The following is an 11,848-nucleotide window of genomic DNA, read 5'->3' on the forward strand; positions in this document are numbered from 1 at the left end:
GAGCCGGCGTCATGTTGCGCCGCTCGCCGCGCTCTCGCTGTGCAGAGGACCTAGCAGCTCTCTCATTTTTGCAAAAATAGCTGCAAAAAGCTAAGGCAGTCAGCTCACATGGACGCCATAATCGCTCGTAACCTCGTCAAGAGCGTAAAGGGCGCGCCGTGATCGCCCCTCCAGCAGCATATCGACAAGCCGGCTTGGCGGCTCTTCTCGAGGTTGGACATGGAGGCCAGGGAATTTACGAATTTCAGCGATAGGCTCCAGAACGAGCGAAGCAGAAATGGATGGGGTGAGGCCGATAGCTAGTGGAGCCACTTCCTTTTGCTGAAACTCACGAGCGCGGCGTCGAACAGCCTCCGTCGATGCAAGTGCGCGCTCAAGCATGGGCGCCACCGCGTACCCCAAGTCAGTCAGATGAGTGAGTTGACGTTCTCGGTATATGAGCTCGCCCCCAAGTTCTGCTCCAGCTTTTGCATGCCTTTGGTCAGTGCCGGCTGCGTGACGTTACACATCTCCGCAGCACGCGTGAAGTTCAGCGTGCTTGCGAGAGCTAGAAAGTACCGAACCTGGTGGAGCTCCATTGGATGTTCACCATCAACCATTCTCCCCACTAATGAGCCCGTGCGATGGCAATGAGGCTCACGCAGCGCGCAGAGACACCATATCCTAAGGCCATGTTCCCACTGGTGCTGGCGCGATGAAACCCGCGTCGGGCATCCCTGGCGGGCGGACACGCTTTGTGCCGGGCCGAGGATCAGTGCGCCAGGCGTGCGCGAATATGGTTAAGGATCGGAAAGAGCTCGGAGGGGTCGCAGCGTCGAGTGTGGTCGCCGCTGATATCTGCGTACTCGACGACCCCTTCTGGACTTATTACGTACCGAGCTGGCATCGTCAGTGTCCAGCTCGATTCGCCATTCACGGCGGCAAGGTCGAGACCGCATTCTATTTCAGCGGCGCGCAACTCTCGGGATAGCTTCCAACGCAGGCCGAACGCGCGAGCAACCTTCCCGCCACGGTCAACGAGGCTGGGGAACGATAAGCCATTCATTCGCTCAGTGGAGCGGCTCTCGTGCGCAGACTGCTGAGAAACCGCGATGATCGATGCACCCGATGAGCGGAGCTGCCGCGCGACAGCCTGGATCGCCCGCAAATCGAGGGTGCAATAGGGACACCACCGCCCCCTGTAGAAGACAATGAGAACTGGGCCACTGTTTAATAGGTCGTAGGATGAAATCGCTTTGCCATCGGGATCGCGAAGCCGGAATTCGGGAGCATGGTCTCCAGCATGAATAGCTCTTTCGGCGATGCCCGATGAGAGCAGGTCGTCGATAGCTTCCTGGCGGACACGCCAAATATCCGGAGGGGTGTTTTCATAACACTCGTCCCTAACCGCATCGAGTTCATCCTGGAGTCGCATCGCGGTTATTCTCACCCTGATCGGCAGGCCCCCCATTTACATCGTGCTGGCGGCAGTCTGGCGGTAGTGCCAAAAGTGAGTTTAGCATATTCTCGCACGACATGAGCGAGGCTCCGACGCACAGGGCCAATCTTACCCTCGTGCCACTTCTGCGACCTTATCTCAGTTTTGCGAGGTCGTCCTCCAAGGACTTGTGCAGACGCGAAACGGCGAAATCGACGAAGAGGCGCATTTCAATGGCAAGAGCGCCTGCCAAGCATGAATAAGATGGACCGAGGTCGGTTCGGGCTCAAAATCTTGGAGGATGATGGACAGCTTCCCCTCGGAGACTGGCTTGACGATTTGATCTGAGTTGACGTTCGTAACGCCGATACCCGCAATGGCAGCGTCTATCGCCGCTTCGGCGGCACTTCGTCAATCTGATCGAGAATGCGTTTGCGCGCGGCTAGATAGGAGACCCCCGCCAGCTTTCGGGTCGAACGGACCAGGAGCTGGGTATTGAGATGAGCAACCTTGCGGCTGACCGTGGGAAGAGGAACGTTCAACTGGCGCCCAGCCGCGGAGAAGCTCAGCCTCAACCGCGGCGACGAAATATTCAGTTGCTTCCAAACCCGTTATTGGCGCCACGGTAGGGACGGGTGCCCCTAAGCGGCGGCTGTCGTAACCATCCCGGTTTCGGGAACAGCGATTTGGGCGCCGCCGAGGCGGCATGATAGGCCTCAGGATCCCAAATGCTGTGATCGACGACACGAGAGAGGCTCAATCCGCATTGATATATGGGATGGGGAGTTCAGCCAGATCATCCTCATAGCTGGCTTGAGCGCGTGCGCTGTGGCCGGAAGTAGTGGCGTCCGGGCGTGTATGAATATCCGCACTAATGCCGAGAATCGCGCCAACGGGGCAGAGGTTTGCGGCCTCCACCAAGAATGCGCGCTGTTTCGCGTCGAGTTCTCCCTCGAGCACGAGAGTGCGCTCGAACGAATCTCTTTCGGCGTGGGCGCCGTGGTGGAAGCTAACGCCCACTTCCACCCTCTCGAGCGGAAGTTTCTGGCGCCGGGCCTGAAAACGAACAGTCATAGCGGTGCATGCAGCGAGAGATGCGCTGAGAAGGTCGTAAGGATTGGGACCGGGAGATATCTGGCCGACACCATCCGGGCCGCCGACAGGAAACTCGGATTCGCCGACATGACCGACCAGTGCGCCATGATGAGTCGGGTCGCTCGCGACGACAACTTCGCGGATCTTGCGTGCCTTGTCCTGTGGTGTCATAGAGCGTCCTTCCACTGTGTTGAGCGTGTCACGGAATGCGGCATCGTTAGCCGCCATATCGTTCGGTCTTGATCACCGCGGCGTCCAACCCTGCCATGAGCGCGCCATCGGCTGCGATATTGACGAAGGGGTTCGATCCGCAGACAAATACATGCGCAGGCATGCGAGGGAGCCAGGCAATTACCTCGGCGACCATCACGCTATCGATGCGTCGCGCAAGGTCAGTAGCGCGCTTCGGAGTCTCTCGAGTAATCGCCAACGCCAACTTGAACGTCGGGTCAGCCATCTCCAATGAGAGCAGCTCATCGGCGAACAACACGTCACGCTGCGTCTGAGATGACAGGAGCAGCGCTGTCGGCACAGCCTGCGCCAGGGCGTGGCGTTGTCGGATCATCGCCATCAGCGGCACGGCGCCAGACCCCGCCCCGATCAGCAGTATCGGTGCGGTTGCACGTTCAGGCCACAAGAAGTGGCCGCCGAGTGGACCTCGCAGTTCGATTTCATCGTCCACAGCCGCAATGTCATGGAAGAACGGAGAGACTTCACCGTCCGGGAGGCGTTCGATGGCAAGTTCAATGACGTTCGAGGCACTCGGTGACGAGGCGATCGAATAACTGCGCATCGCGACGTAGCCGTCCGGAGCAGTCAGTCGCACATCGACGTGTTGACCGGCGATATGCGCAAACGGTTCACTGAGCCGCAGGAAGAAGCTCTTGATGCTTGGTGTTTGCTGAATGATCTTGGCGATGGCGCATGTCTGCCAAACCGCGGATCGCGCGTTACCCTCAGTCATTGGTGTAGCGCTGCTCGCGCCACGGATCGCCATAAATGTGATATCCGCGCGCCTCCCAGAAACCCGCTTCGTCGCGTTCGGTGAATTGGAGCCCGTTCACCCATTTGGCGGACTTCCAGAAGTAGAGGTGTGGGACGAGGAGTCGAGCTGGGCCACCATGGTCGCGTGGAAGCGGCTGCCCATCGTAGTTCAGAGCGACCATGGCCCTTCCGGAGGCAAGGTCCGCAAGGGGGACATTTGAAGAGTAGCCATCGTAGCAGTGCGCGAGCACGAAATCGGTGGGACACTCCACCCCAGCATCGGCAAGGATGTCGTCGACGGTAACGCCCTCCCAGGTGGTGTTAAGTTTCGACCAGGTTGTGACGCAATGAATGTCTCTCGTCATCTTGGTCTTAGGCAGCGCGTTGAACTCGCTCCAGGACCAAACCCTAACAGCCCTCGGCCCGATCTTGAGGGTAAATTTCCACTCCGCTGTCTCAACGCGCGGGGTCGGCCCCGCTGTGAGAACAGGGAAGTGCTCGACAAGGTGCTGGCCTGGCGGAATTCGATCGGAATGGTCTCCTCCCGAATTTCGGCCGGTAAAGCCCCTGGTGATCATGGCGGACTCCTTTGAAGCGTTTTGGGTGCCTTGGCCACGATCGGGTCCCGATCGCTCGAACGATTGATCCGCCGGCTCGGACGAGTGCACAGGTCGGTAGCAGCGCAAAGTAAGTCTTGGAATTCGTGGGAGATCTCGGCGCCGCATCCGCCCCAGCAGGTCCGTTCAGTAGTTAAATTCGGCGACCATTCGGGTAAAGCTATCATATCCATAACCGGCGGGAATGCTTCGTGAAGTCAGCGTCGAAGCTCCGCGACCAGGAAATCCGTGAACGCGCGCGCGGCGGGCTTGATGGTCTTCCCGCTCACAAACAATGCATTGACTTCCATCGAGCCGAAGTCCCATTCGGACAGAATGCGAACAAGCGCACCGCTTTCCAACTCAGCCTTCGCACTAATGAGGCTTGAGGCGACGATACCCAGCCCGGCCTTCGCCGCGGCGATCGCGCCTTCAGTGATTGTCACTGCCAACTGACTTTGCACACGGACGGACGCAACACGCCCGTCCTTGCGGAATGAGAATGTCGGTAAGAGATGGGCAGGGCCGATGATGACGGCGTGGTGCGCGAGATCCGACGGCATCACCGGTGTGCCGTGCTCTTCGAGGTAGAAAGGGGCAGCTGCAAGAATGCGCGGAGCGTCGATCACCTTCCTCGCGGTGGCGCTTGAGTCAGGCAGGCTTCCGAACCGGAAGGCGACGTCGATGCCCTCGGTGACGAGATCCTGATACCGATCGTTAGACAGCAATTCGACACGAAGCGCCGGATGGGTTGACAAAAATTTCGGCAGCCTGGGAACGATCTCCCGGAGTACGAAGCTCGACGAGGTGCCGACGCGAAGCACCCCTCGCAACTCTCCGGTGCCGCGAGCCTCGTGGTCGGCCTCGTCAAGAGCGGCCAGGATCGCCTCCACACGCATCAAGTAGGTTGCTCCAGCGTCCGTCAGCGTGACTGCGCGGGTTGTCCGGCTGAAGAGTGCCGCGCCGACGTCGGCTTCCAACGCGGCGATAAGACGTGAGGCCGAGGGCTGAGAGAGACCGAGTTCACGACCGGCGCTCGAAAAGCTACCCACGCGCGCCGCGCGGGCAAACAGTTTCAGCGCTGTAAGTCGGTCGTTCATCGCTACTCTATTTTTGTCCAATTTCCCAGCCGTGTTCCGGCGCCAAAATGGCACCTCTGAGACTCTCAATTTTTGAGAGGATACCGTTGGCGCGGCTGCACGGTCCTTCGAGCGATGGAAATCCCGCGAGTTTTCCAATCGTTTTTCAGAGCGTAGAGCCGGGCGCGTCCGCTGTCTCTTTCTTAGCGGTCACTGTCGTCGTCGAGCCGTGAGTGTTCCGATCGATGTCAAAGCAATGGGCAAGGGTCGCTTCAACCGAAGCTTCCGCGAAGGGTCCATCATCTCCTGAATGATCTTCGAGTACGTCGGCGCGCAAAATGACCAATTCGTCGAAGAGCGCTAGATCGTGAAAATGCGTTTGAGTTATTCATGGGGATCATGAGTGACCCACCGCGCCCTGCGCACTTTTGCCGTTCGCGTACACCATCTAAGAGCTTTTCTCGGGCTCACGTCCCGAATCTCACAGCACCAGTCGCGTAGGCCGCGACGGCATTGATCGCCGATTCAGCAACTGAACGCAGCTTAGGCGTCGCTCTGCAGGATAACAACGTGGGTTTCGAAAGTGCCAATTGGCTCATGGCATTCCTCGCTACGACATCACGCCGGGCGGCGAGCGGCAATAACGATCGTCTATCGACTCTATGGCCAGAGGTGATTTCCCTCGCTGGCATTGCAAGGTCATTCTGCGAAAGCATCGTCCAATCAATCTCAGAAGCAGGCACCGCGATGGCGCGGCGCCTGCTGGGAGCGTTGATTGAACGATAAAAATGGTGCGAAAGAGAAAGACACTCATGTCCCAGGGGGCCTACGACATTGTCATTGTTGGCGCGGGCGCGGCCGGCTGCGTCGTTGCGAGTTATCTTGCCGAACACACCGATGCGTCGATCGCACTGATCGAAGCGGGCGACATGGATCGCGATCCGTTCATCCACATTCCGGCCGGCTTCGCCAATGTACTCGCCCACGACCGGCATGTCTGGAAATACGAGACGGTTCCCCAGCACGGCACCAAGCGAGCATATCGCTCAGGCAAGGTGCTAGGCGGCGGCTCCTCGATCAATGCGATGTGCTACGTCCGTGGTCAGATACGCGACTACGCCGCGTGGCAGGACGCGGTCGGCGACACCGGCAAATGGTCGTATAATGACCTGCTTCCCGTCTTCATGGCGCAGGAAGACAACGACACCTTCCACGACGAATATCACGGCATCAATGGTGGTCTGGCGGTGCAGTTGCCCAAGGGCATCAACGAGCTGAACCAATATTGCCTCAAGGCCTTCCAGGAATATGGGATTCCCTATAATCCCGACTATAACGGCAAGAGCCAGATCGGCGTCTCGCCGGTACAGTCAACGGTCGGTAATCAGCGCCGGTGCAGCGCGGTCGACGCTTATCTGCGTCCGCACCTCGCCTCAGGCCGCGTCACCCTTCTCACCGGCAAGACCGTCATTCGGATTCTTATCGAAAACAAGCGGGCCGTCGGCATCGAGCTGAGGGACAATGGCCTCGAGAGGATCATTGCCGGCGAGGTCGTGCTGTCGGCCGGCACCGTCCATAGCCCGACGATCCTCATGCACTCGGGCATCGGGCCAGCCGAGCAGCTGCGCCAGCACGGCATCGCGGTGATCGTCGATTCGCCAGGGGTGGGCGAAAATCTCCACGACCACCCGATGGTGCCGGTGCGTGCCTACGTAAAGGGTGACCTTGGCTATCAGGCAGCGGCGCATGGCCTCGGCACCATAAAGGCGGGCCTGCGTTATCTCATCACCAAGGATGGCCCGGCGGCGGGCAACGGCATCGAGACGGTGACTCACTGGAATCCATCCGACTTCACCGCCGAACCGACGATCCAATGCTATCACTCTCCCGTGGTCTTGAACGAGCAACTCGGCCCGGCCGGCGACCGTTCGGGCGTCACCTTCGAACTCGTGGTGCTTCAGCCCAAGAGCCGTGGCTGGGTGCGGTTGGCCGACAGCGATCCGACGTCGATGCCCCTCATCAACCCGAACTTCGTCGGCGAGGAGGAAGACTTGAGGGCCGCGGTGGAATCAGTACGCGCGATCCGCAAGGTCATGGCCCAGGAGTCGTTGGCGCCGGTGATCGAGGAAGAGATGGATCCCGGCCCGCACATCCAGTCGGACGCGGAGATCGGCGAATGGGTGAAGCGTGTCGTGACGACGATGTGGCACCCGGTCGGCACGTGCCGGATGGGCCAGGATGCGCGAGCGGTTGTCGACGCAAGGCTCAGGGTCCGCGGGGTCGATGGTCTCCGGGTAATCGACGCGTCGATCATGCCGAACATCACCAGTGGCAATACCAACGCCCCGACCCAGGCGCTCGCGCGCCACGCCACGGCGATGCTGGTCGAGGATCTGAAGCGGACCTAGGGAGCTCTGGCGCAAGCCGACGTGGCCGGACGTGGATAGTCATCGAAGGTGGAACCGACCATGTCGCGTTCACGTCAAAGGGCCGAGTCCTTGCAAACATGCAGACTCTATTTCGCAAAACTGCTTGTTCAGAGCCATCCCCGGCGAACAGCAAGACTGCATCAACTCTGAAGGAGAGATCAAAATGAGTATCGAGGACGCGAGAAAGCGCCGCGAGGCGCCACTCGACACGCCGAGCAATCTCGGCTCCAATGCCACCAAGGATATTTCGACCGCCCTCTCTGCGCTCTTGGCAGACGTGTTCGCGCTCTACATCAAGACCAAGAACTTCCATTGGCACATATCAGGCCCGCATTTCCGGGATTATCACCTCCTTCTTGACGAGCAGGCCGCGCAGATTTTCGCGATGACGGACGACATCGCGGAAAGAGCCCGCAAGATCGGCGGCACAACGATCCGCTCGATTGGCCACATCGCCAGGGTGAAGCATATCGAGGACAATGATGCGGATTTCGTCACACCCGAAGACATGCTGGCCGAGCTGAAGGAAGACAACCTGGCGCTCACCAAGCGCATGCGGCAGACCCGCAATGTCTGCGACGAGCATGGCGATGTCGCCACGGCCAGCCTAATCGAAAACTGGATCGACGAGGCGGAACGTCGCACATGGTTCCTGTTCGAGGCGACCGGGAGAGCTTAACTCCGAGCGCACGCCCACCCGCTAAGCGCGGGTGAGCGCCTATGCTCCCGCAAAAATCCCTCTTGGGCTTTGACATTAGGCTCGTTCGCTTGGATTAGCATTTTGTTGACGGTTACAGAGCGTTCTCTCCATCGATACGCGGCCGTCCAGCACGATGCGCAGCTCGCGCGATTTGGGTCTGCCATGTTTGCAGACTCTATGTTCGATTCGCTGGCGTTGGCGGTCCGCAACCGGCTCAGTAGCTTGTGATGACGGCGGGCCGCCAAAACCACTCCTCGAGGAAATGATCGGTGAGATTTTTGAGGCCTGGCTGGACTCCCCAAGTTGTATTCGCCGGCAACGAATGCGAACGCGTCCGCCTGACGGATCTTCGTCGCTAATGCCTCCATTTGCGCGGGCGCTTCGCCTAGCGCGTATTCCTTGTACATGCGATCCATGATCGGCAGGCCGACAGTCCTGGGCTCGATGAGCTCGGCCGCGTCACCACGTGATCGGAGCTCCTCCCATATGCGCTGCGCCAGGCGGATACCCTTCCTGTCCGACCGGTACAATCCGTAGAGCACGAGTATTTGGAACGGCACGGTGTCGACTCCGACGATCGCCGCCGTTGCGGGCGACGAAGCGGTTCGGCTTGCGGTGCACGTTGTCACCCACGTCTCCAGCTGCGTACCGCACCCGACGTCGCGGTGTACCTGCTGGGCGCGTTGGCCCGGAATACACCAGGGGCATGCTATTCATAACGCGGGGTTATCACCGCGCGAGCGAATCCTGCTGTACAATGAGCCGCTTTGTGCAAGAGCGCGAGGCTTTCGCAGTGACGCCGCGGCATTGGCCCGGACCCGGCGGCCATTTCGACGAAAGCAGGCCAACCGCGGAGGTGATCCATGTCGCGTACTGACCTCGTGGACGTCTTCGAGGAGCTCGGCGTAAAGCAGGTCCTCGGCTTGATCGGCGACTCCCTGAACCCATTGGGCGATGCCGTCCGGCAGAGCAAGATAGACTGGGTCGGCGTCCGGCACGAAGAGGGCGCCGCGTTGGCGGCGGCCGGCCAAGCCAAGCTGATCGGCCGGCTGTGGCCGGCGCAGGCGCCCGGACCCACCAGGCGATTTGACCTGACCTTTGATCTTTCAATGCAGACCGAAGCGCGATTCCGGTTTTGGAGGGCAGCAAGACAATGATCGGACAACTGACCAAGGCTGAACGTCAGTACGCGCTATTGATCCTGCTCGGGCTCGCACTGTGCGGATTGATATTTGGCATAGCAGGCAAGGACGATCCGCTCGGCATTCACGGCGCGCTCATCGGAGTCGCGGCGCTTGCCGGGATATTCAAAGTCATTTCGGTCTACTACGATCCTGAACCCGGCGACGAACGCCTCACCCGCTATTACGACGATCCGACGAAATTCGGCATCGTTCTCGCCATGATCTGGGCTGTGTTCGGTCTCTTCATCGGCGATTGGGTGGCGTGGCTCCTGGTGAAGCCCGACTTCACTTTTAATGCCGGCTGGGCCAGCTTCGGACGGCTGCGTCCCGTTCACACCACCAGCGTGCTCTTCGGCTTCGGCGGCAACGCACTGATCGCTACATCCTACTATGTGCTGCAGCGGACCTCGCGCGCACGCCTGCCCGATCAGCTCAGCCCGTGGTTCGTGCTGCTCGGCTACAATCTGTTCTGCGTGCTCGCCGTCACCGGCTACATGATGGGCATCACCCAGTCCAAGGAATACGCGGAGCCGGAGTGGTACGCGGATATCTGGCTGTTGGTGGTGTGGGTCGTATACTTCGCCATCTATCTGCGCACGCTCGCTCGACGCAAGGAACCGCACATCTATGTGGCCAACTGGTACTACATGGCCTTCATCCTGGTGATCGCGATCCTGCACATCGTCAACAACCTCGCCGTGCCCGTCTCCTTCGGCAGCGCCAAGAGCTACTCGCTGTTCTCCGGCGTGCAGGATGCCATGACCGAGTGGTGGTACGGTCACAACGCCGTCGCCTTCTTCCTCACCGCCGGCTTCCTCGGCATGATGTACTACTTCGTGCCGGTACGCGCCGGACGGCCGATCTATTCCTACCGGATGTCGATAATCAGCTTCTGGGGCATCACCTTCTTCTACATGTGGGCGGGCTCGCATCACCTGCACTACACGGCGTTGCCCCAATGGGTGCAGACGCTGGGCATGACGTTCTCGCTGATGCTGCTGATTCCCTCATGGGCGTCCGCCGCCAACGCGCTGCTGACGCTGAACGGCGCGTGGGACAAGGTGCGGGACGATGCGACGCTGCGCTTCATGATGGTGGCGGCGGTGTTCTACGGTATCACCACGTTCGAAGGATCATTCCTCGCCATCCGCTCCGTCAACTCGCTCTCCCATTACACCGACTGGACCGTAGGCCACGTCCATGCCGGCGCGCTCGGATGGGTGGCGATGATCACATTCGGATCGATTTATACCATCGTGCCGTGGCTCTGGAAACGCGACCGCATGTATTCGCCGCGGCTTGTCGAAGTGCATTTCTGGTTCGCCCTGGCCGGCGCCGTCGTTTACGTCTTCGCCATGTGGAATTCCGGCATCATCCAGGGGCTGATGTGGCGGACGTACAATGAGAGCGGCACGCTCGCCTATTCCTTCGTCGACTCACTGATTGCGATGCATCCCTACTACATCGCGCGCGCCATCGGCGGCCTGCTGTTCCTGATCGGCGGTATCGTCGGCGCCTACAACATCTGGATGACGATCAAGACCGAGAGCAAGATCCTGCCTCAATCCGCAGTCGATGCCCCGGAGCCTGCACTCGGCGGCGAGGCCGTCCTTCAACCGGGAGAGTAAGCCGTGTTCGGATTGCACTATCGGCTGGAACGCAAAGCCATCGGCCTCACCCTGGGCATCATCCTTGTGGCCAGCATCGGCGGCCTCGTGGAAATCGCGCCGCTCTTCACCATCCACCAGACGGTGGAAGATGCGCCCGACATGCGTGTCTACACGCCGCTCGAACTGGCGGGCCGAAACATCTACATCCGCGAAGGGTGCTACGCCTGTCACTCGCAGATGATCCGCACGCTGCGCGACGAGGTCGAACGCTACGGCCCTTACTCGCTCGCGGTTGAATCGAAATACGATCATCCGATGCTGTGGGGGTCAAAGCGCACGGGACCGGATCTCGCGCGCATTGGCGGCAAGTATTCCGACGAATGGCACGTCGCCCACCTCAACAACCCGCGCGATGTGCTTCCCGTCTCCGTCATGCCCGCCTACTCGTGGCTGCTGCGCACGACGCTGCGCACCGATGATCTCAACGCGCACTTGAAAGCCCAACGCGCCGTCGGCGTGCCCTACACCGACGACATGATTGCGAACGCGAACAAGGACGCCTACGGCCAGGCCGCACCGGATTCGCCCTATGCCGATGGCGTGACCCAACGCTACGGCAAAGCCACCAATGTCCGCGTGTTCGACGGCAAGCCCGGCGAACTCACCGAGATGGATGCTCTCGTCGCCTATCTCCAGGTGCTCGGCCACCTGACCGACGCAGCTCACAAAACCGTCGCAGACGTTGCGAGGTGAT

Annotated in this window: 11 protein-coding genes and 1 pseudogene; 5 read left to right on the top strand and 7 right to left on the bottom strand. The window is 60.1% G+C overall.

Going from position 1 to position 11,848, the window contains the following annotated elements:
- Positions 1–407: 407 nt before the first annotated feature.
- The 6 genes from J6497_RS27465 to J6497_RS27490 form a co-directional block, all read right to left on the bottom strand.
- Entirely contained in the window at positions 408–599 is a 192-nt protein-coding gene (locus tag J6497_RS27465) for a LysR family transcriptional regulator (protein WP_312010369.1), read from the bottom strand.
- Positions 600–751: 152 nt separating this feature from the next.
- The gene (locus J6497_RS27470) at positions 752–1,414 is read right to left on the bottom strand and encodes a peroxiredoxin-like family protein (RefSeq protein WP_225707396.1); all 663 of its coding nucleotides are present in this window, start codon (positions 1,412–1,414) and stop codon (positions 752–754) included.
- A gap of 759 nt (positions 1,415–2,173) precedes the next feature.
- Positions 2,174–2,683, bottom strand: coding sequence for an OsmC family protein (locus J6497_RS27475; RefSeq protein WP_225707397.1), 510 nt, complete (start codon positions 2,681–2,683; stop codon positions 2,174–2,176).
- 46 nt (positions 2,684–2,729) lie between these two features.
- The gene (locus J6497_RS27480; RefSeq protein ID WP_446479932.1) at positions 2,730–3,509 is read right to left on the bottom strand and encodes a ferredoxin reductase; all 780 of its coding nucleotides are present in this window, start codon (positions 3,507–3,509) and stop codon (positions 2,730–2,732) included.
- On the bottom strand, positions 3,469–4,074 hold the full coding sequence (locus J6497_RS27485; RefSeq protein WP_225707398.1) for a sulfite oxidase-like oxidoreductase: 606 nt from the start codon (positions 4,072–4,074) through the stop codon (positions 3,469–3,471). The genes J6497_RS27480 and J6497_RS27485 overlap by 41 nt, the downstream gene beginning before the upstream one ends.
- A 236-nt stretch (positions 4,075–4,310) precedes the next feature.
- Positions 4,311–5,192 (bottom strand): LysR family transcriptional regulator, encoded by an 882-nt coding sequence (locus J6497_RS27490; RefSeq protein WP_225707399.1) that lies wholly within the window; start codon positions 5,190–5,192, stop codon positions 4,311–4,313.
- A gap of 791 nt (positions 5,193–5,983) precedes the next feature.
- Here J6497_RS27490 and J6497_RS27495 point away from each other — a divergent pair.
- Both J6497_RS27495 and J6497_RS27500 read left to right on the top strand, forming a co-directional pair.
- Complete coding sequence (locus J6497_RS27495) at positions 5,984–7,579, top strand: GMC family oxidoreductase (protein WP_225707400.1); 1,596 nt, start codon at positions 5,984–5,986, stop codon at positions 7,577–7,579.
- A gap of 184 nt (positions 7,580–7,763) precedes the next feature.
- Positions 7,764–8,279, top strand: a complete 516-nt coding sequence (locus J6497_RS27500; RefSeq protein ID WP_225707401.1) for a Dps family protein — start codon at positions 7,764–7,766, stop codon at positions 8,277–8,279.
- 238 nt (positions 8,280–8,517) lie between these two features.
- Here the strand turns inward: J6497_RS27500 and J6497_RS27505 are convergent.
- Positions 8,518–8,860 (bottom strand): annotated as a pseudogene (locus tag J6497_RS27505) (NADPH-dependent FMN reductase); the annotation flags it as partial.
- Positions 8,861–9,163: 303 nt separating this feature from the next.
- Between J6497_RS27505 and J6497_RS27510 the strand changes: the two are divergent.
- From J6497_RS27510 to ccoO, 3 genes are read left to right on the top strand one after another with little or no spacing between them, the layout of a single operon-like run.
- Positions 9,164–9,457 (top strand): thiamine pyrophosphate-binding protein, encoded by a 294-nt coding sequence (locus J6497_RS27510; protein ID WP_225707402.1) that lies wholly within the window; start codon positions 9,164–9,166, stop codon positions 9,455–9,457.
- Positions 9,454–11,112 carry a cytochrome-c oxidase, cbb3-type subunit I gene (gene ccoN / locus J6497_RS27515; protein ID WP_225707403.1) on the top strand — a complete coding sequence of 553 codons (1,659 nt, stop codon included), beginning with the start codon at positions 9,454–9,456 and terminating at the stop codon, positions 11,110–11,112. The genes J6497_RS27510 and ccoN overlap by 4 nt, the downstream gene beginning before the upstream one ends.
- A gap of 3 nt (positions 11,113–11,115) precedes the next feature.
- A complete protein-coding gene (gene ccoO, locus J6497_RS27520) occupies positions 11,116–11,847 on the top strand; it encodes a cytochrome-c oxidase, cbb3-type subunit II (RefSeq protein ID WP_225707404.1) in 732 nt (243 codons plus the stop codon).
- Position 11,848: the final 1 nt, after the last annotated feature.

It is taken from the genome of Bradyrhizobium cenepequi (assembly GCF_020329485.1).
GTDB classification, from domain to species: Bacteria; Pseudomonadota; Alphaproteobacteria; order Rhizobiales; family Xanthobacteraceae; genus Bradyrhizobium; species Bradyrhizobium cenepequi.

Coding starts and splice junctions, on each gene's coding strand:
- J6497_RS27465 (WP_312010369.1), bottom strand. CDS start 599: ATGGTTGATGGTGAACATCCAATGGAGCTCCACCAGGTTCGGTACTTT.
- J6497_RS27470 (WP_225707396.1), bottom strand. CDS start 1,414: ATGCGACTCCAGGATGAACTCGATGCGGTTAGGGACGAGTGTTATGAA.
- J6497_RS27475 (WP_225707397.1), bottom strand. CDS start 2,683: ATGACACCACAGGACAAGGCACGCAAGATCCGCGAAGTTGTCGTCGCG.
- J6497_RS27480 (WP_446479932.1), bottom strand. CDS start 3,509: ATGGCGATCCGTGGCGCGAGCAGCGCTACACCAATGACTGAGGGTAAC.
- J6497_RS27485 (WP_225707398.1), bottom strand. CDS start 4,074: ATGATCACCAGGGGCTTTACCGGCCGAAATTCGGGAGGAGACCATTCC.
- J6497_RS27490 (WP_225707399.1), bottom strand. CDS start 5,192: ATGAACGACCGACTTACAGCGCTGAAACTGTTTGCCCGCGCGGCGCGC.
- J6497_RS27495 (WP_225707400.1), top strand. CDS start 5,984: ATGTCCCAGGGGGCCTACGACATTGTCATTGTTGGCGCGGGCGCGGCC.
- J6497_RS27500 (WP_225707401.1), top strand. CDS start 7,764: ATGAGTATCGAGGACGCGAGAAAGCGCCGCGAGGCGCCACTCGACACG.
- J6497_RS27510 (WP_225707402.1), top strand. CDS start 9,164: ATGTCGCGTACTGACCTCGTGGACGTCTTCGAGGAGCTCGGCGTAAAG.
- ccoN (WP_225707403.1), top strand. CDS start 9,454: ATGATCGGACAACTGACCAAGGCTGAACGTCAGTACGCGCTATTGATC.